21 protein-coding genes are annotated in these 19,461 nt (G+C 56.6%); 9 read left to right on the top strand and 12 right to left on the bottom strand.

Features of this window, described 5'->3' with window-relative positions:
- Positions 1-24 precede the first annotated feature (24 nt).
- The 3 genes from ACR3FB_RS18680 to gstA are packed head-to-tail and all read left to right on the top strand — an operon-like array spanning position 25 to position 1,671.
- Positions 25-657: a GNAT family N-acetyltransferase gene (locus tag ACR3FB_RS18680; RefSeq protein ID WP_480566634.1), complete on the top strand. Its 633-nt coding sequence runs from the start codon at positions 25-27 to the stop codon at positions 655-657.
- A 13-nt stretch (positions 658-670) separates the two neighbouring features.
- Positions 671-1,075, top strand: a complete 405-nt coding sequence (locus ACR3FB_RS18675; RefSeq protein ID WP_480566632.1) for a cupin domain-containing protein — start codon at positions 671-673, stop codon at positions 1,073-1,075.
- Positions 1,072-1,671, top strand: a complete 600-nt coding sequence (gstA, locus tag ACR3FB_RS18670; protein ID WP_480566630.1) for a glutathione transferase GstA — start codon at positions 1,072-1,074, stop codon at positions 1,669-1,671. Before ACR3FB_RS18675 ends, gstA begins: the two co-directional genes overlap by 4 nt.
- A gap of 169 nt (positions 1,672-1,840) precedes the next feature.
- Here the strand turns inward: gstA and ACR3FB_RS18665 are convergent, their stop codons facing one another.
- The 3 genes from ACR3FB_RS18665 to ACR3FB_RS18655 form a co-directional block, all read right to left on the bottom strand.
- Complete coding sequence (locus ACR3FB_RS18665; protein ID WP_480566628.1) at positions 1,841-2,698, bottom strand: DUF302 domain-containing protein; 858 nt, start codon at positions 2,696-2,698, stop codon at positions 1,841-1,843.
- A gap of 1 nt (position 2,699) precedes the next feature.
- Positions 2,700-3,089, bottom strand: coding sequence for a DUF4345 domain-containing protein (locus ACR3FB_RS18660; protein WP_170367332.1), 390 nt, complete (start codon positions 3,087-3,089; stop codon positions 2,700-2,702).
- Between the two features lie 127 nt (positions 3,090-3,216).
- A complete protein-coding gene (locus tag ACR3FB_RS18655) occupies positions 3,217-4,779 on the bottom strand; it encodes an arylsulfatase (RefSeq protein WP_480566626.1) in 1,563 nt (520 codons plus the stop codon).
- Positions 4,780-5,418: 639 nt separating this feature from the next.
- Here ACR3FB_RS18655 and ACR3FB_RS18650 point away from each other — a divergent pair.
- Genes ACR3FB_RS18650 through ACR3FB_RS18635 form a run of 4 tightly spaced genes read left to right on the top strand, consistent with a single transcriptional unit; the run spans position 5,419 to position 10,300 of the window.
- The gene (locus ACR3FB_RS18650; protein ID WP_117872863.1) at positions 5,419-6,444 is read left to right on the top strand and encodes an ABC transporter substrate-binding protein; all 1,026 of its coding nucleotides are present in this window, start codon (positions 5,419-5,421) and stop codon (positions 6,442-6,444) included.
- Positions 6,445-8,661, top strand: a complete 2,217-nt coding sequence (locus ACR3FB_RS18645; RefSeq protein WP_480566624.1) for an ABC transporter permease — start codon at positions 6,445-6,447, stop codon at positions 8,659-8,661.
- Positions 8,658-9,731, top strand: coding sequence for an ABC transporter ATP-binding protein (locus ACR3FB_RS18640; protein ID WP_170637218.1), 1,074 nt, complete (start codon positions 8,658-8,660; stop codon positions 9,729-9,731). Before ACR3FB_RS18645 ends, ACR3FB_RS18640 begins: the two co-directional genes overlap by 4 nt.
- Before the next feature lie 2 nt (positions 9,732-9,733).
- Positions 9,734-10,300, top strand: a complete 567-nt coding sequence (locus ACR3FB_RS18635) for a histidine phosphatase family protein (protein ID WP_170637220.1) — start codon at positions 9,734-9,736, stop codon at positions 10,298-10,300.
- Between the two features lie 6 nt (positions 10,301-10,306).
- Here the strand turns inward: ACR3FB_RS18635 and ACR3FB_RS18630 are convergent, their stop codons facing one another.
- From ACR3FB_RS18630 to ACR3FB_RS18595, 8 genes are all read right to left on the bottom strand, one after another.
- The gene (locus tag ACR3FB_RS18630; RefSeq protein ID WP_480566622.1) at positions 10,307-11,098 is read right to left on the bottom strand and encodes an inositol monophosphatase family protein; all 792 of its coding nucleotides are present in this window, start codon (positions 11,096-11,098) and stop codon (positions 10,307-10,309) included.
- 465 nt (positions 11,099-11,563) lie between these two features.
- Positions 11,564-12,760: an NnrS family protein gene (locus ACR3FB_RS18625; protein ID WP_480566620.1), complete on the bottom strand. Its 1,197-nt coding sequence runs from the start codon at positions 12,758-12,760 to the stop codon at positions 11,564-11,566.
- A 70-nt stretch (positions 12,761-12,830) separates the two neighbouring features.
- Positions 12,831-13,070, bottom strand: coding sequence for an NnrT protein (locus tag ACR3FB_RS18620; protein WP_480566858.1), 240 nt, complete (start codon positions 13,068-13,070; stop codon positions 12,831-12,833).
- Positions 13,067-13,249, bottom strand: coding sequence for a protein NnrT (locus ACR3FB_RS18615; RefSeq protein WP_480566618.1), 183 nt, complete (start codon positions 13,247-13,249; stop codon positions 13,067-13,069). The genes ACR3FB_RS18620 and ACR3FB_RS18615 overlap by 4 nt, the downstream gene beginning before the upstream one ends.
- Position 13,250: 1 nt before the next feature.
- Complete coding sequence (locus ACR3FB_RS18610) at positions 13,251-15,140, bottom strand: nitric oxide reductase activation protein NorD (protein WP_480566616.1); 1,890 nt, start codon at positions 15,138-15,140, stop codon at positions 13,251-13,253.
- Positions 15,141-15,145: 5 nt separating this feature from the next.
- Positions 15,146-15,940 (bottom strand): AAA family ATPase, encoded by a 795-nt coding sequence (locus tag ACR3FB_RS18605; protein ID WP_480566614.1) that lies wholly within the window; start codon positions 15,938-15,940, stop codon positions 15,146-15,148.
- Between the two features lie 3 nt (positions 15,941-15,943).
- The gene (locus tag ACR3FB_RS18600; protein WP_480566612.1) at positions 15,944-17,293 is read right to left on the bottom strand and encodes a cbb3-type cytochrome c oxidase subunit I; all 1,350 of its coding nucleotides are present in this window, start codon (positions 17,291-17,293) and stop codon (positions 15,944-15,946) included.
- Between the two features lie 21 nt (positions 17,294-17,314).
- Positions 17,315-17,767: a c-type cytochrome gene (locus ACR3FB_RS18595; protein ID WP_480566610.1), complete on the bottom strand. Its 453-nt coding sequence runs from the start codon at positions 17,765-17,767 to the stop codon at positions 17,315-17,317.
- A gap of 120 nt (positions 17,768-17,887) precedes the next feature.
- On the opposite strand from ACR3FB_RS18595, the gene ACR3FB_RS18590 reads away from it, so the two are divergent.
- Positions 17,888-18,100, top strand: coding sequence for a DUF1858 domain-containing protein (locus ACR3FB_RS18590; protein WP_480566608.1), 213 nt, complete (start codon positions 17,888-17,890; stop codon positions 18,098-18,100).
- A 6-nt stretch (positions 18,101-18,106) separates the two neighbouring features.
- On the opposite strand, the gene ACR3FB_RS18585 is transcribed toward ACR3FB_RS18590, so the two are convergent.
- Positions 18,107-18,820 carry a Crp/Fnr family transcriptional regulator gene (locus ACR3FB_RS18585; protein ID WP_480566606.1) on the bottom strand — a complete coding sequence of 238 codons (714 nt, stop codon included), beginning with the start codon at positions 18,818-18,820 and terminating at the stop codon, positions 18,107-18,109.
- Between the two features lie 153 nt (positions 18,821-18,973).
- On the opposite strand from ACR3FB_RS18585, the gene ACR3FB_RS18580 reads away from it, so the two are divergent.
- Positions 18,974-19,405, top strand: coding sequence for a pseudoazurin (locus ACR3FB_RS18580; RefSeq protein WP_480566604.1), 432 nt, complete (start codon positions 18,974-18,976; stop codon positions 19,403-19,405).
- The last annotated feature ends 56 nt before the right edge of the window (positions 19,406-19,461 follow it).

Raw genomic sequence — 19,461 nt, 5'->3', positions numbered from 1 at the left:
GCCCATTGCAACCGGAGTAATCAGATGCCCGACATCAAGATCAGAACTGGTGCGGATAAGGACGCGGGTGTCTTGCGTCAGGTCTTTGAGCTCGCAAGCCACGGCCTGTCGCCTTATCTGTGGCAAAAGGGGCTGAAGCCCGGACAGGACTACGACCAATGTGTCGCCGCGCGCATGATCGCCAAAATCCACGATCCGGAACAGGTCTTCAGGATCGCGGCTATCGACGGTGAACCAGTTGGTGGAATCCTGACCTATCGCATCACCAAACGGCAATCTCTGGATGGGGTGTCCGCAATGACGCGGGCCTTCAACGAGGTCGACAACCGCCTTTTGGGTACTGTGTATGTCAATGCCATTGCCGTTTTCCCAGGCTTCCGGCGCGCTGGCATTGCATCCGCTCTGCTTCAGAACGCACAAGACACCGCAGCAGGGACTGGCGATCCGGTCTCCCTGTCTGTCAGCAATGCAAACCCCGGCGCTATATCGACCTATGAAGCCAATGGATTCCGCCATATTGGCAAGGTCCGGATGAAGAAAGAAGACTGGCCAGGAGAAGGCGAAAACTGGTTGTTGATGGTGAACGACATTGCCTGCCAATGGCACCAACCTGCCAGAACCCATTGCGTGCCCTCACAGCGCACGCTTTCGGCGTGATAGGAAGGGCTACGTGATGGAATATGTTCACATTCAAGCAGATGCCAATGGCGTAACCCATTTATCCAAGGAGGTGTGGGCGACGCATGAGGGAGAATTCACCCCTCCTTCGCCAGGTGGCTACGAAATTACCCAAGCGATCAAGGCAACGGGGGTCATCATGATGCACCACCCTGCGGGGTATCGGGACGCGTGGCATTGCGCGCCCACGCCTGTTCTTGGGACGGTTCTGTCGGGAACCATCCGCATTGATACGAGCGACGGCGATAGCTGTTTGCTGCAGCCCGGAGACCAGTTTGTGGCCACGGACTTGGATGGCGATGGCCACAAGATTGAGGAAGCAACCCTGAAACCCTACGATCTTGCGCTGGTGCTTTTGGACGATGTTCAAAGCTTGTATCCAGAGGCGCTAAAATGAAGCTCTTCTTCATGCCCGGCGCGTGTTCCTTGACAGTTCACGTTGCTCTCATCATGACTGGCCGAGACTTTAGGATTGTGCAGGTCGACTATACGACGCGCCGAACCTCTGAAGGCCAGAGTTTTTTGGACGTAAACCCAAAAGGGTATGTACCCGCATTAGAGACTTCGGACGGACAGGTCTTCACCGAAATCCCGGTCATCATTCAATATCTGGACAATTGCGCGCCCGAGGCAAAGCTGCGGCCGGTTGGTGAGTATCAACGACTTCGCTCATTTGAATGGTTACATTTCCTAGCCACGGAAATTCACAAGAGTTTCAGCCCGCTCTACCGACGCGATACACCACGCTCATTTCTTGAAGTAGGTCGTCAGCATCTAACGAAGCGCATCGCAGTTATAGAAGCTTCGCTGCAAAATGGCCCATATTTGTTAGGTGAAGAATTTTCGATAGCCGACGTCTATCTATATACATTGTGCCGCTGGCTCGAGGCTCAGGATCTGGTCATTAGCCAATGGCCGGCGCTTCGCGAACATTATCGAAGAATTGAGGCCAAGTCCGCGGTTCAAACAGCTCTCTTAAAGGAGGGTTTGTAGAAGCGCTAAGGGAGTCAACGTTTGGGATGCTGCCGACAATGGCCGATGCAAGGACGGCCCAAAGCGGCCGTTTGCGTCGGTGTCATCGAAGGTCTGGTTGGAGCCCAAGGCTGACGACGAAAAGACAGCCAATCGCTATTGGGTTTCTATTGCGTTTTCTAAGCAGCGGCTACTCAATAGCCGTCCGAAATGTATCCGTCAGCCGTTTGTTCAAACCGTGATGAGCTTCGGCTGAAGAAACGTAGTGCAACTCTGCCAAGGCAGCGATGTCATTGAAAATGACTACGGAGCCGCCTTCTTCATTCGCGTAAACCAATAGTTTTTGGCAAAAGGCATCCAAACCAATTGCCGGAAAGTCCGCCATAGCCACACCACCGGGCGCTGGTCCGCCGAACAGTAAAAGTACCGCCTCCGGCAGGTCCACCCCCAGTTGGGACGCTTCGGTCGCAAAATCGATTTTCCCAAACCACACAGTATCGTCCTGCTCCATCACTGCTTTACTGAGACGTTCCACTGCCTTTGGTACGCTGAGCTGAGATCGCAGTTCGATAACCCCATAGTCGGCAAACAATCCGTTAGTCGGCCCTGGTGCTGCATCCAAGCCGTTCAGAACTTCGAGCAGCTTGCTCTCAAATGTATTTAACGCTTGGGTGTCATTCAGACCATGCCGCACTTTGAGAAACTGAGAGTCTGTATAGGCGATCTGCGGGCGATCATCCTGATCGAATGAGAGAACGCGAAAAGGAAGGTCCAGACCTGCACGTATGTTCTCCTCCAGTATAGGTGTGTTTACCTCTGGATCAGAGAAAACGAGTACACGAGATGCTGGCATTTCGACGCCTTCGGCCTTGGCCAGGCGCGCGTGATCTATCGATGCAATTGGAGCAGCTCCCGCTTCGGAAACGGCAGTCTCAAGCTCTAAGAAGTTTTCGTCCACAGCGGTCTGGACAGATGAAGATTGTGCAAAAGCGGATGCCGAAACTGATAAAGTTGCGATCATCGAGAAAACAAAGCCAGACCTCACCATTTTACCATTTCCTGTTTCCTCGTACTTTTTTCAGAGAAACCGCCGCCAGAGTTGCAAAAGCTATCTCGGCTGCAAGATAAAAGAGAAGTACCCCGTTCGGAACTCCATCGATAAGGATGCTTAGTATGCGCCCAACGGCCAGTCCTGACATAAACAAAAATAGAACCCACAGCGCGGGGCGTTGTAACTCTGGTTTCGAAGCAGCCGCCAACCAAAACAGCGCGTTTGCCATGTAAAGACCCATAATCGCTCGGAACACGTGGGTTTGGTTCGTGCCTTCCACCGGAAATCCCAGCAAAACTGGGATCGAACTACCCGGCATCAGGCCATATGATAACGCAATTGGCACGAGGCCGACGGCAGCAAGCAGAAGGACTAATCTGGCACTCATGGAGGACTCCTTCTCGTAGAGGTGTCGCTTTGTTGCGAAATTCCTAATCGGCTTTTTGGGGCATCCGAAGATCCGAACCGGATGCCCACGCTGCGGTGAGAAGGGCGTATTGCAAGCCTCGCTTTTTCTACTGAGAGATGCCGCCTTCGGTTGATGTCTGTTCTTCAACATGGTCTTGATTGGCTACCGGCTTCCCCCGCGGAGGGAACTCCTCGAAAGTAGCGAGATGTGCCTGCACTAATCGGGCGGCTGGGCCGAATGCCCACATTTTCTCACCCATCCAGCGGACGTACATCCCGCTTTCCTCCGCTGCTTTCTCGTAAGGATCGCGGCGAAGGTTGAAGAGTAACGGGGCGACCAATTCTTCCTTCGGGCCTGACCAGCCGTGGTTTTGAACGACAAAGTGCGCTTTCCAATCGTTGTAGCGTACTGCTTGGAGGTCCGTACCCTGATAGTAAATCAGCTCGCGGCGATTGCTCTCTTCTTCCTCACCTGTCAGGTAAGATAGTTGGTTGTAGCCATCGAGATGCACTTTATAGCCTTCATATCCCTCTAGGAGCTTTTCTCTTAGATCTGTCGGACCTCCAGCCGCAGCTACAAATGTTGGCATCCAGTCCATTCCGCTGAAGATGCCGTTCAAGACTTGACCTTCAGGAATTTTGCCCGGCCAGCGAATAATCGCAGGAACTCTAAAGCCACCTTCCCAAGTAGTACCCTTTTCCCCATGAAACGGTGTCGTACCACCATCAGGCCACGTCAGTGTTTCCGGGCCATTGTCGGCAGTAAACATCACTATGGTATTATCGGCGACTCCCAGATCCTCAAGGTGGCTGAGAACGTTACCAACGTTGTTGTCCAACTCCTTCATGACAACATCCTGAAGTCCGCGCCCATTGCCCAACATAGCTTCGTATTCGGGGCTGAGGTGGGTCCAGACGTGGGCACGGGCTGGAGCCATCCAGACAAAAAACGGAGTGTCCGACTCAACTGCACGAGAAATGAAGTCCTTTGTGTAAGATGTCACTTCGTCATCCAAAGTCTTTTGGCGCTCAGGAGGTGCAGGTCCGTCATCAATGATGCGCTGCTTTCCGAGTTTTCCAAATCGCGGGTCGACCGTTTCGTCTTCTTCTTCTGTTGCAAAAGAATGAATGATGTTGCGAGGCGCAAATTGCGCATTGAATTCTGGGTCGTCTGGCCAATCCGGATCAGACGTATATTCCATAGCATTCAGGTGATAGAGCCAACCCCAATACTCGTCGAAACCTTTTGTAGTCGGTAGGAACTCGTTGAGATCGCCCAAGTGGTTTTTACCGAACTGGCCCGTCGTGTACCCCAACTTTTTTAAGAACATTGGAAGCGTCGGATCATCTGGATTTAACCCTATTGGATCCCCCGGCAGCCCTACCGTGTGCATACCAGTCCGAATAGGCAACTGTCCGGTCATGAAGGCTGATCGACCGGCGGTACAACTTGGCTCGGCATAATAATCTGTGAGACGAGCACCCTCAGACGACAGGCGATCCAAGTTCGGCGTCTCAATGCTTTTGACACCTCCGTGGTAAACGCCGACGCTCGCCCAACCTACGTCATCTGCCATGATGACAAGAATGTTGGGCGGGGTATCTTCGTCGGCCCAAGCTCCAGTGAAAGCAAAGCAAACCGCGCCCGCTACTGAGACAAGCTTGTTCATTTAGACCTCCCGACACGCTATTTCTTACCAACGATAGGAAAAACATCGGCTTGGAGGAACAGTCTATTTTGTTAACTTTTTAGGCTCAGCACTTTATTTTAAGTCATTTCTTCGGCCGCAAAGTCCGCAGAGCGGTCATTGCTGCACTGCGCACCGAATGACTGCTTCGAGCCCATTGTTGACGTTCCTAAGGTAAATTTCCTCGGTCATGCAGGGCGATGAGAACGCACTCACTGCGTGAACCCACACATCACAAGTGTGGTCAAAATCGGAAGCTAACTTTAAACACTCGCTGCAAAATCTGTATTACCGCTAGACAATCTGATTGCCCAGAACACATTCGCCAATTGGCGCAAGTATCAAGCTCCGCGCATTCGAAGGCTATGGATGAGCTTGCGATCTTCCTTTGAATAATGCTTGCAAAGGTGCTCCGTTTGGATCGCACGGACTTTGTCGCTCTGCAAAAATCCTTGCGAAACAAGTGTTAGAGTGATCAGACTTACATAGTCACAAAGAGGAAAAGCCGTACCGAGACCGGTTAAATCAGAAGATGCCACAATTAAGCGTGGCCGCCCTCACAGGTGACATGACAGTTCCCGGCTCAAAGCCGGAAGCTGGATAGTTATGGGAGGAAAGACTTTGAAGAAATTGACCAACACACTTGCTGGCTCACTGATCGCATTCGCCGCTTCCATGGGTGCTGCGCAAGCCGACAAGCTGACATTCTACTGTTCGGCGCAGGAAGACTGGTGCCAGCTGATGGCGCGCAGCTTCGAGGACGCCACCGGCATTGACGTGAACATGACTCGCAAATCCTCTGGCGAGACCTTTGCGCAAATCCGTGCGGAAAGCTCAAACCCAAAAGGAGATGTCTGGTGGGGCGGCACGGGTGACCCGCACCTTCAAGCGGCCGAAGAAGGTTTAACTATGGAATATGTCTCGCCCATGCGTGACCAGTTGCATGACTGGGCAATTTCACAGGCCGAAAGTGCTGGCAACAAGACCATCGGTATCTATTCGGGTGCGTTGGGCTATGGCTACAACTCTGACCTCCTGGCGGCCAACAACCTGCCTGAACCCGCTTGCTGGAAGGACCTGCTCAAGCCGGAATATAAAGGGCACGTTCAGATGGCGAACCCGAATTCGTCCGGAACTGCCTACACGACGCTGGCGTCGATGGTGCAGATCTTTGGCGAGGACGAGGGCTTTGAGTTCATGAAAGGCCTTCACGCCAACATAAATCAGTACACCAAATCTGGTTCGGCGCCCATCAAGGCCGCGGGTCGTGGCGAGAACACGATCGGCATTGTCTTCATGCATGACGCCGTCAAGCAGGCGGTGTCAGGCTTCCCTGTAAAGGTTGTCGCCCCGTGCGAAGGCACTGGTTACGAGATCGGTTCGATGTCGATCATTGAAGGCGCTCGCAACGAAGAAGAAGCCAAAAAGTTCTACGACTGGGCGCTGAGTGCCGAAGCCCAGAACCTCGCACTTGAAGTCAATGCCTTCCAGGTCCCGTCCAACAAGGGTGCGCAAACATCTGAAAGCGCCCCGGATATGAGCCAGATCAAGCTGATCGACTACGACTTCAAAAAGTACGGCTCCTCTGATGAGCGTAAGCGTCTGCTGCAAAAGTGGGACGAAGACGTTTCGGTGCTGCCGCAGTAAGTGACTGACAAAGCGAAAACCAGGACCCACCCGGTATTGATCTTCTGGATCATTGTCGGTTGGGTCGGCTACGTCCTGCTGCCATGGTACATGGTTGAGGATGGCCTTTGGTCATTTGAATGGCTCTTTAACGGCTATCCGTTTGACGAAGATTTTGCGCCCGCTCTATTTCTGATCGGGCGGGGTGAAAAGCTCTGGCTTGCACCCTTGCTGATCCCGCTGGCATTGCCAATTCTGGTGCTGGGTAAACCTAAATCTGATCCGATCTACGCTAAGATCCTGATTCTTGCCGGTGCACTGGGCTTTGGCTGGCTGATTGCGCAAGGCTTCGGGATCGGCATTCGCGGCTTCAACTTCGACTGGCTCAAGGCCCTCTTTGGTGAGCCGAAAATCCGACAGTTCGGCATGGGGTATGGAGCGATGCTCTGTGCGTCGGCTTTCCTGTTCCTGCTCACGCAGGGCATCGCGGCGCGCGGTGCAGTCAACGGCGATGTGTTTGTCGTCAGCGCCATCGGCGGCGTCATTACAATCGTCACCGCCTTCGTGTTCTTTCCAATTGCCAACATGCTGTTTTCGGCCTTTTTGACCGAAGACGGCGCCTATTCGGTATCTGTTTTTGCCTCAAAATTCTTTGATTACCGTCTCTGGGGATTGGGGTGTTTTTGGGGTGCTAAATGCGGCGCCGCGTGGAACTCCCTCTTTTTGGCCATTCTCGTCGGCCTGATCACCACGGTTCTGGGACTTTGTTTTGCACTTGTGGTCACCAGGTCAGGGTTTCGGTTCAAGCGTGGGATGCGCGCGCTGACGGTTTTGCCAATCATCACGCCCCCCTTCGTAATCGGGCTGGCCTTGATCCTACTCTTCGGTTTATCCGGGTCGGTCACAGTCTTTTTCGCTGATCTTTTTGGCGTGCAACCGTCGCGGTGGCTCTATGGAATGCCGGGTGTCCTGATCGCCCAGACGCTGGCCTTCACCCCCATCGCATTTCTGGTGCTGATTGGTGTTGTCGAAGGCGTGTCGCCGTCGATGGAGGAAGCCGCCCAAACGCTGCGCGCCAATAGGTGGCAAACCTTCCGAACGGTGTCGCTGCCCCTGATGAGGCCCGGTCTGGCGAATGCCTTTCTGCTCGGCTTCATCGAAAGCATGGCCGACTTCGGCAACCCGCTTGTTCTAGGCGGTAATTTTGACGTTCTGTCGACCGAGATTTTCTTTGCCATCGTCGGCGCGCAATATGATCAGGGTCGGGCCGCCGTGCTGGCCATGGTACTGCTCTTCTTCACGCTGTCTGCCTTTTACGCGCAGCGCGCCTGGCTCGGTAAGAAAAGCTACACCACCGTTTCCGGCAAGGGGGACGCTGGCGTGCATCCGCTGATGCCCAATGGGCTGGCAATACCCGTGCTGGCCATCGCGTCCATCTGGGCGCTGTTTACAGCGGTTGTGTACGGCATGATCATTTACGGCAGCGTCGTTGAGCTTTGGGGCGTCAACAACACGCTCACCTTCAAACACTATGTCACCGCCTTCTCAGTGCGCTTTGAAGAGGAAGGCATCCGCTGGACGGGTGCCGCATGGGACAGTTTCTGGACCACCATCAGCATTGCGGCCATAGCGGCTCCGCTGACGGCAGCTGTAGGACTGGTGACCGCCTACTTGCTCACGCGCCAAAATTTCGCCGGAAAGAACGCCTTCGAATTCGGAACGATGCTGTCCTTCGCCATTCCCGGTACCGTAATCGGGGTCAGCTACATCCTGGCTTTCAACGTTCCCCCGATCGAAATCACAGGCACTGGTGTGATCCTCGTGATCAGCTTCATTTTCCGCAACATGCCCGTCGGCGTGCGTGCGGGCATTGCATCCATGTCGCAACTGGACAGGTCGCTTGATGAATCCTCGCTGACGCTGGGTGCAAACTCGTGGCAGACGTTCCGACGCGTGATCCTGCCCCTGCTTAAGCCCGCCATCCTAGCGGCACTCGTCTACAGTTTTGTCCGCGCGATGACCGCGATCTCGGCAGTCATTTTTCTGGTATCGGCCGAATACGACATGGCGACTAGCTACATCATCGGGCGCGTCGAGAACAATGACTACGGCCTTGCCATCGCCTATTCCACCACGCTGATCTTCGTGATGCTGGCATCTGTAGGGCTTTTGCAATTCCTCGTGGGCCGCGTGCAGATCGGACGGCGCACCCAGATCGGAGCGGAACGAACGACATGACGGATACCAACATTGCTAGTAAAGCCGCGCCGGTTCGGTTCGAAGGAGTGTCAAAAGTATTTGGCAAAGATGTCGTGGCCGTCGACAACATCGACCTGCATGTGGAAGCAGGTAAACTGGTGACGCTGCTGGGGCCATCGGGCTGCGGCAAAACAACGACGCTGCGCATGATTGCCGGTCTGGAGATGGCCAGCTCGGGCCGGATAGTGATTGGCGATCGCGACGTGACCAAGCTGCCCGCGACCGATCGCGATGTGTCTATGGTGTTTCAGTCTTACGCCCTGTTCCCACATATGAGCGTGCTAGAAAACGTGATGTACGGTTTGACATTCTCCGGCTTTGATAAGAGCGAGGCTAGATCGCGCGCGCTCAAAGGGTTGGAACTGGTGGGCCTCAAGGGCTTCGACAACCGTTTGCCTAGCGAACTGTCAGGAGGCCAGCAACAACGTGTTGCAGTCGCCCGCGCGCTGGTGCTGGAACCGCAGGTGCTGCTCTTTGACGAACCCCTGTCGAACCTCGATGCCAAACTGCGTCGACAGGTGCGCGAAGACATTCGCTCCATTCAGCGGGACCTCGGACTGACGGTTGTCTATGTAACCCACGATCAGGAGGAAGCGCTTGCCGTGTCGGACGAGATCGTCGTCATGCGTAACGCCGCCATCGCCCAGATCGGCACACCACGGCAACTCTATGACGCACCAATCGACCGCTTCGTGGCCGACTTCATCGGTGAAGCGAACCTGATCGAGTGCAAAATCGTCGAAGTCGATGACGATCAGGCGACAATCGACATCGAAGGACACCGCCACAGCTTGCCCTCCCGCGATTTGCCCGTGGGTCCGGCAACGCTGGCGGTGCGTCCGTCCCGCATCCTGATCGGATACGAAACCGGCATCCCGGCAAAAGTCTCCAAGGCTACCTATGTCGGCGTGCGCATGGAATACACGCTGACCGGCGCATTCGGACAGGTGTTTGCCGTGCAGGACGACGTGGATGACCCGTTGCAACCGGGCGCTGACGTCAAAATGGCCTTTGCGGACCGGGGACCGGTTTTGCTGCCGAAGGGCTAACATTGCCGAAACTCGTTATCATTTCGCACCCGGAAGTGGTCGTGAACCCAGAGATCGCAATCACCAAATGGGAACTGAGTGAGGTGGGCCGCACCCGGGCCGAAGCATTTGCAAATGCGCCGATCATGGCCTCGGTCAGCGCCATCTGGTCCAGCACCGAACGCAAGGCAGAACAGACAGCTGCGATCCTGGCCAAACCGCACGGCCTTGAGGTGAAGTTAAACCCGGCGCTGGGCGAAAATGACCGCAGTGCCACCGGTTTCCTGCCACCGCACCAGTTCGAAGCCGCCGCCGATGCATTCTTCGCTGCACCCGACGTGAGCTTTCGCGGCTGGGAAACCGCGACAGATGCTCAGGCCCGGATTGTCGGGGCAGTCACGTCAATCATGGACGCGCACGATGGTGGTGATCTTGCCATCGTAACCCACGGCGCGGTTGGGACGCTGCTATGGTGTCATCTCTCCGGAGTGCGGATTGATCGCCAGCACGACCAGCCTGGGCAGGGGCATTTCTGGAGCGCTGATTTGGACACGCTGTGCTGTAGCCCCGGCTGGTGGGCTATCGCCTGACGCAAATCAGACGTGCCATGCCTTCTCGCAAATTGCTTTGAGATCATCAAAGATCTTTGGCGTACCGGCAATGACGCGGCCACCATCGCGGATCATTTCATTGGCGTCCTGTTCTTCGACGACACCACCGGCCTCTGCGATCAACAGCTGACCGGCAAGACAGTCCCACGCGTTCATATGCTCTTCGACGTACCCCAACAGTCGGCCTGCCGCGACATAGGCAAGCGACAGCGCGCCGCTTGCATTGCGATGATACATGGCCCCGCGTTCGATGATGGCTGAAATGATTGGGATCACCTTTGCCGCTTCGATGCGGTTCGAATATCCGACCGAGACGGTCCCGCTTGCCATATCGACGCCTGATGCGACCTGCATTGGCTGCCCGTTGAGCGTTGCTCCCGCCCCCCGCATGGCGGCAAAGGTCTCAGCCACGTTCGGCTCGTGAATGACACCGATTTGTGTTTGTCCCTCTGAAACAACCGCCAGAACGATCGTCCACGCCGGAATGCCGTTTACGAAGTTCGTGGTGCCGTCGATTGGGTCGATCACCCAGTCAAACCCGCTGGACCCTGATTTCGCAGCGTGCTCCTCTCCGAAGATTCCATCATCGGGATAGGCCTCGGATATTTTTTCGCGAACATACGTCTCGACATTCCGGTCGGCTTCGCTAACCCAATCCTGAGCACCCTTTGCATCCACCACCAGAGTGTCTCTATTGCCAAAATATCTTATAGCCAACGCGCCTGCTTCTTCAGCCACTTTGGTGGCGAACAAACTTCGATCAGAGATGCTTTGCACTCGATCCTCCTGCCGTTAAATTCTGTTTCTGATTATGAACAATAGGCGGTGCCGGGGGTCAGCACCACCAAGCAAGATTAAAACCCGTTTCGTCGATTTCTTCAGATACAAATTACGACAACGAAATGAAGTCCCAAACTAATGGTGGACAGCGGACCTATGACTGCTTCGTCCGCAAGCTGGTCGTAGCCAAGGTTTCGGAGAGCGACCGCTTTTTGTGAGAGCGGTCGTTCCTGTTCGAAGCTCCGAGTTTTCGGGGGTGAACGTCCATTCAAAGCCCCTAATCGGTCATCTGATTAAATCCGTCAGGTGACTGCGTTGAGCCCAACCTGTGAATTCAGAATATGCGCGGCATGCGTGCGCAGCGAAGACAATTCTGCGCCAGCGTAAGTCTGAATGCTTCCGTGCAGCATACGATCCAGTCATTGGCAAAATAGAGTAACGAGACCCGGTACCTTAGTTTCGCTAGTTTCCCGATCTGCATGCCTTTGGCCGCAAAAGCATCGGACCATAGACCAGAACAAACCCTCCGAAGGCCATCAGCCAGAACACGCCGGAAAGTGCGCTAAGGCCCAAATGGAGCGGGGTCAGAAACCGCATCAGCGCCGCGGCAAAGACGCATACAAAGATCGCGACAGTTGCCTTGCCCGCCGCCAATTCGCGGCCTGTATGGCCCAATGTGGCCCGGGTCATGACCGCCAGCGTCATCGCCCCGATGGCACCTGCCATCCACAGATGCTGTGCCCCCGCAGTGCCGGGATTGCCCATGATCTGGTCAAGACCAAGCGCGAATGCGCCGAGTGGAATAAAAGCATAGGACGCATGCAATGCAAAAACCAACGGCTCGTTCAGCGTGTGGTGCCCTTGCCACCTGGTCAGCCGCATCAGGTGCAACACTCCGAACACCAGCAGGCAGAGCCCTGTCGTGACTTTGAACGGGGCCAGCGTCCAGATCGCCAGGATCGGCAGGCTGAGCAACAGCGTGAGCTTGTCGAAGAACTGCATCGGTGGGACAGGACGTACGGCACGTTGTTCGCGCACCAGCCAGTTGCGGGTAAAGGACGGAATGATCCGACCACCAATGACGGCGATCATCATCACAGCTGTCGCCAAGCCCAACCGTAGTCCATGGCCCTGTGCCGCGTATTCACCGACAAGTGCTTCAAAGTGAAACAGCGCATTGGCCAGCGCAAAGACCGTCAGCAATCCCAGCACAATCAGGTTCCGCCAGTTTTTGCCCGCAATGATTTCGCGCAGGATCAGACCGCCAAGCGCGACGGGAAAAGTGAGATCAATCACTGGAGCAATCATGGGCGGAAATGCCTGCGAGAACAGGACAGCCCCGCGCCCTGCGCACCAGAGCGCAAAAAGCACCGCCAGCCGCCAGGCGACAATGGGCAAACGACCGGTCCAGTTGGGAACAGCCGTCAGCAGGAAACCGGCAAGCACCGCGCCAAGATAACCGAAAAGAAACTCATGCGCATGCCATGACCCACGGTCGAACCGCGTTGGCAGGTCAAGCATCCCCGACAGAACAGCCAGCCAAAGACTCATGGCTACAATGACCCAGACAGCTCCAAAGAGGAAAAAGGGCCGAAACCCGAAGCTGAACAGAGCGGGCCCCTGCCAACGGCGCATTTGTTCTGCGGATGTCTGAGCCATCATAAAGCTCCTGCTTGCGGTCTGTTGTGCTTTGATACTCTGCCGTCTGCGAGGCGGGTCCGTTGCGGTCTCATACCTCTGCCCTTTTTTCCGCGACATCCATCAGATGGCGGATGTGCCGCGCAAAGTACCATGTCGCAGGCACTCCGACGATTGCGCCAGTGAGGACCGACAAGCTGGTGGGAAGCACGGGTCCGCCTATCCAACTGAAGATCAGTGAAGCAAAGAACACATTGACCGCTGCCGCGCCCGCGCCGAACGGGTAAAGCGCAACCGCGATTTTGGTTGTGGACCAGCCCGCCCGTGTCATCTGCGCGACACCAACCATTGTACCGCGACCATGCTAAGCACAAGCGTGATGCAGGCCACGGCGTACCAGAATTCCGCCGTAGCGGATTGCGCCTGTGGAATCGGCCGATCGAAGCCGTTCGCGAAGAGGCGCGAGCCTGCTAGAATGATGATGCCTAATAGGGAAAGAAAGAGGCGCATATCAGGTCTCCTGTGTCAGTGTTCTGTAGATGTCGGGCAGTGCGCGCAGCAGGCGTTCGGGTTTCGGCAAAAGCGTAAACCCACCGCGTCCGAAGATGCGCGCGAACCAGTCCTGCCCATCTTCGTCGATCACCACGCCATGCAGGCTCTGGCCCGCAGCGCAGGCTTCGCGCACGGCCATGTGGCTGTCTTCGATTCCGTGCTGGCCTTCGTAATGGTCCAGATCGTTGGGTTTGCCATCGGTCAACACGATCAGCAGTTTGCGGACGCTCGGTTCCTCGGCCAATTGCGCGCTGACATGGCGGATCGCGGCACCAAGCCGGGTGTAGTGGCCGGGCTTCAATGCACCAATATTGGCGGTGATCGCCGGTGACATCGGATCTTCGAAGTCCTTGCAGCGAGTCAGGAACACTCGATCACGGCGCAGCGATGAAAAACCCCAGATACCGCAGCGGTCGCCTGCCGCGTCGATCCCGGCGGCCAATGCGGCCATCGTGTCACGGGCCACGTCGATGACGGAAGTATCGCCGATAGCCGCTTCTGTGGACCGCGACGTGTCGATCAGGAAAGCAGCCGACACGTCGCGATCCATTTGCTGCGCGGCCTGCCAGATACGATCTGACCCGCGCCCGGTCGCCACCATGTCGGCACGTGCGGTCAGGACCGCGTCAAGGTCCAGCTCTGCCCCGTCGACTTGGCGCGGCTGCAATACGCGGCGCGGGTGCAGGGCCTCGAACTGGCGGCGGACTTCACGGACATAGCGCTCGTTTGGTGTAAAGGTTTCTCCATCGGCCAAGACTGGCGCATCCAGCACGCGGCAGTGATCTTCCATGTAACTGTGCGACCGGTGGTTCCATTCAGGGTAGGTGTGCTTGCCCGCCAGAGCCTCGTGATCAGCATCGGCTGGCGACAGGTCAAGATGCAGGCGCAGCCGCGTGGCAACCTTGCGGTCCTGTTTCGACAGGGTGATCCTGTCCTGGTCGTCGGCCGCCTTCTGAGCGGTTTTGTCATCGTCGTCATCGACGCTGCGGTTGATGTTCATTGATTCGACCCATGACAGGATCGATTCAAACCGGTGAATGATGAAGCTGTCTTTGCGGTTCTGCTGATCCTGATCTTTGCGCTCACCCAGCTTGCGGTTAGTGAGAGCGGCATCGGGTGCCGGTGCGGCGGGATCGGCTTCGGCATCGTCGGCTGCCTGCCCGCCCGTGCCCGGGTGTTCAAAGCGCAGCCATATGGGGACAGGAGCGCATGGCATGTATCTGCGCGCGTCTGCACCTGTGGCATCAAGCTTGGGAGCCTCGCCACACAGCTGATTGCGGATCGCTTGTTCCATTACGGCCTCTTGGGCGGGGCGGTGCATGTCCGGCCGGGAGTCCGCACAAAACGCAGACATCGCGAGGTAATGCTTCCGCAGTCCCGGGCAGGCCAGATAGGCCTTGTCCGCAGCCACTGCATTCGCACGAATATGCGCACAATCCCGTGCGGGGCCGGGCGCGCCCGGATCGAATGCACCGACCTCGCTCACAGCGGCAAGTGCCGTCAGCCAGAAAAAGGCAGCACGGTTCAGGTCCGGGTCGGGGAAGGCTTCCATGACGGGTGGCAATGCGAGCCGTTCGCCATCGAAACGCGCCACCCATTCGCGATCCCGCTCGGCCCCAAGCTTGCGGCGCATCACCTGCCGATGCTGCACGACACTTGGTGCGACTTCGGCCAGTTCGACCCCCGGTGCCCCGCCGAGCGCGCGGAAGAGAACGGCAAGGCTGGGTCGGACTGAGGCCAGCGTGACGCCCGCTTCGGGGTATGTGACGCCAGCCCCGATCCCGCTGGCCATGTCGTGCCAGAGGTTTCCGACCGTCTCTTCAGGCTCCATGAGGTCGCGCAAGTGCATCGCCGTCACCCGTAGATTGTGCTGACCAGATCGCGCAGCGACTGCTGGACATCCGGCTCGTCGCTCAATGGTTCGATGACTGCCGCCTCAAGCGCCTGGGTCACCCCCATACCGCCAGCCATCAGCGTAGCGGCGTAGATCAGAAGGCGGGTTGAGACGCCTTCCTCAAGATCCATCCCGCTAAGATTGCGGATATGGCTTGCCAGACGGACCAGCGGCGCAACACGTCCCGGCTCCAGCCTGCTTTCCGACGCGACTACTGCGATCTCGGTTTCCGTGTCGGGAAAATCGAAACTGATCGAAAGGAACCTTTGGCGTGTCGAGGGTTTGAGCCGCTTGAGCACGTTCTGGTAGCCGGGGTTGTAGCTGGCCACCAGCATGAACGCTGCAGGTGCCACCAGCTCTTCACCCGTGCGGTCGATCATCAGGGTGCGCCGCGTATCCGTCAGCGGGTGCAGCACCACGGTGACATCCTTGCGCGCCTCGACCACCTCGTCGAGGTAACAGATACCACCCTCTCGCACGGCCCGGGTCAGGGGGCCATCCACCCAGACGGTTTCGCCCCCCTTGAGCAGATAACGCCCGATCAGGTCCGCCGCCGACAGATCGTCATGACAGGCGACGGTATAAAGCGGCTTGCCCAGACGCGCTGCCATATGTTCGACAAAGCGCGTCTTGCCACAGCCGGTCGGCCCCTTCAGAAGAAGGGGCAAACCATTGTCACAGGCCGTCTCGAACAGCTCGCATTCATGCGCGACGGGCTGATAGAACGGCAGGGTCGGAGGGGTTTGAATGTTCATGGCTTACTCTCCGGGAACCGAGCTGGCCGAGCCGGGCGTGATGATCTCTTGCTTGCGCACGACCAGCATCGAGTAGATGAACAGCAGCGCTCCGATCACCACGGCGGCACCTGCGCCGAACCGCATCAGATAAAAGATCGACAGAGCGTCCTGTACATCCATGTAATAGTCACCGACCACTCTCTGCATATGGGTCTGGATGGTGCCCGCAAACGTCAGCACGAAGGTCATGAATGCCATACCGCCGGTCATCAGCCAGAACGAGGCCATGTTCAGCACCTGATTGTAGGGTGCGCGGCCCCGCAGCATCGGCATCGCATAGGTGAAGACCGCCAGGTTCAGCGCCACATAGGCCCCATAAAAGGCAAGGTGGCCATGGGCTGCGGTGATCTGCGTGCCGTGGCTGTAGAAGTTGACCCCGTGCAGCGTGTGCAGGAAACCCCAGACACCGGCACCAAAGAAGGCCACGGTGGACGACCCGAGCGACCACAGCAGCGCAGCCTTGTTGGGGTGGTTCTTGCGGCCCTTCCAGACCATGACAAACGCAAAGCTCATCATTAGAAAGAAGGGGATCACCTCGAAGGTGGAGAAGATCGAGCCGACCCACTGCCAGTAGCTTGGCAGACCGATCCAGTAGAAATGGTGCCCGGTGCCAAGAATGCCGGAAAACAGCGCGGTGGCGACGATGACATAGAGCCATTTTTCCACCACTTCACGGTCCACGCCTGTCAGCTTGAGAAGCAGGAAGGCGAGGATGGCGGCCATTACCAGTTCCCAGGTCGCTTCGACCCACAGGTGCACGACGAACCACCAATACATCTTGTCGAGGCTCAGGTTGTCCGGGTTGATGAACGCAAACACCCAAAGCAGCGACAGCAGCCACAAGCCCATCAGCAGAACGTTAGTGATCGCTGTCTTCTTGCCCGCCAGAACGGTCATTGAGACGTTGAACAGAAAGATCAGCGCCGCGACGAGGATGCCGAACTTGACCCATAGGGGCTGTTCAAGAAACTCACGCCCGCCATGGATGCCGACCAGATATGAGCCGACCGCACCCAGCGTCCCCACCAAAAGGATGATGAGTTGCAGATAAGCGAGCTTGACCGAATAGATCTCGCGCTCGGATTCCTCGGGGATGAGGAAGTACGCCGCCCCGAAGAAGCCCAGCAGCAGCCAGACGATCAGCGCGTTGGTGTGGATCATACGGATGATGTTGAACGGCAGAAGTTCGGACAGGAAGTTGGGCGAGACATAGATCCAGCCAGCCAGAAGCCCGCCCAGCACCTGAATGCCGAACAGGGCTATTGCAGCCAGAAAATAGTAATACGCCACTTTTTGAGATTGGTATTTCATGTGATTTCTCCTTCGTGCCGCTTAGCCAGCGTCGTTGGGCGGCCAGCCTTGCGTGTCGGTCTGATCCGCCCAGCGAAGGAACTCGGCAAGGCCGCGCATCTCTTCTTCAGTCAGATCGAAATAGGGCATCTGGCGGCGGCCCTCGACGCCCGAGGGCTGCGCCGTCATCCAGCCATCGAGGATTTCATAAGCGTCTTCGGGCGAATCCATGACGTCCCAGCGGGTCATCACATTGCCCAGTTCGGGGGCGAAATAGGCGCCTTCACCATGCAGGCTGTGACAGTTGATGCAGGAATGGCGTTCCCAGACATGCTTGCCCAAGACGACCTCTTCGCTCAGTTCCATGCCTGCGGTAGACGTATTAACCACGTAGCGGTGGCTATGGACGGTCATCGCCACGAAGATCACGACGAAAAAGATCGAGCCCCCGTAGAAGATGTTTCGCGCCCGCGATTTGGTTAAGATTTCAGCCATGCGTCGGCCTCCTTCGGATCGGGATGACCATTGCTAGCCCACGACCTGAGGTTGCTTTTTGCGCCAGCGCAACGTTTGGCGCTGTTGCGGGACTAAGGTGAGGCTGGAAAGGAGCCGCCTGTGCCCCAGCCCCGCCTCGACGATCCCGACCTGCCGCTGGCCGATGTGATGACTGTGTGGCCGCAGACGATCCCTGTGTTCATGCGGCACGGGATGTTATGTGTGGGCTGTGCGGTGGGACCGTTCCATACGATCACGGATGCATGTGTGGAATATTGTCTGGATAAACAGGCGTTCCGGGCGGAACTGAACTGCGCCGTGTCCGAGGGCTGAGCCGGGTCAGTTTTGGCTCAGCACTACCAGCGCGTGAGGATCACATACTTTGATGCGCTTGCGTTTGCTTTCAACGATACCCTGCTTTTCCCATGCGCTCAGCAATCGACTGACCGTGTGCAGCGTGGTCGCTGTAAGTTCCGAGAGATCCTGCCGGGTGATGGGGAAATCAATCTCAATCCCATCCTCCACCTTGCGACCCGTCTGATTGATCAAACGCAACATCGCATTGGCCACGCGCTGTTCCACCTGTTGCGTCGCAAGCTCCACAATACGGGTGTTCATTTCTCCTACACGGTGGCCAACCGTCTTGTAGGTTTCAGTGGCGAAGCCGTCGTATTCGGTGACGAAAGTACCCCACAGTCTGGTGGGCCAGCTCAGCGCGATGGACTCTGTCGCCGTGACCGCCGTGGCCGGATAAGTCTCGCGCCCGATCGCCCTTGCAATTCCCAAAAGTTGACCAGCGGGAATATGCAACGCGGTGATCTGTTCACCGGTCTGCGTGACCCGCACCACCCGGACATAACCATCCAGCAACATGAAGAAACGATCGGCCGGGTCTTCTTCTTCAAAGATATGCGCGCCCGCTTCATAGCGACGCGAACTGGCCTGATCCAGAATCGTGCGGATTTGCCGACGATCCAGTTTTGAGAATGGTGGCAAATGCGTCAGCAGGCTTTCATCAAGCCGCGGCAATATTTTCTTGGCTGCTTCCATCATGGCTTACCTGATTTGGCACAATCACAGCCGCAAAACCAGATCGTAACGGTCAGTGTTTCCCGAAAACGCAGTAAACCTTGCTCCAGCGCAAATTGCAGATCGCGGAAATCGATAGAGTCTGGCCCAAGAGATCATTCAGGAAAGGACAATTCGATGATCCGCACGCTTACAACCGGCGTTGCACTGGCCACCCTGATGGCAGGCGCCGCCTTCGCGGAAACCTTCGAGGTGCAAATGCTCAACAAAGGCAGTGATGGCGAGCGCATGGTTTTCGAACCCGCATTCATCCAAGCTACTCCGGGCGACACGATCAAATTCATTGCATCGGACAAGGGCCACAACGCTGAAACAGCCAAGGGCATGCTTCCTGATGGTGCCGAACCCTTCAAGGGCAAGATCAACGAGGAAATCGAAGTCACGCTGGATACCGAAGGCGTCTATGGCGTGATCTGCAAACCCCACTACGCGATGGGCATGGTGATGACCATAGTGGTGGGTGACGTCGAGGTTCCCGAAGATTTTCTGGAAGGTCGCGTTCCCAAAAAAGCCAAAACGCGATTCACAGCCCAACTTGAAAAGTTCTGATCCCCGATACGGCAGCGAAATGCTTACCCGCTGCACCCATTCGACCTCAAGGAGGA

Source organism: Ruegeria sp. AO1 (assembly GCF_056535985.1).
This window is presented reverse-complemented; position numbering and strand designations above follow the sequence as displayed.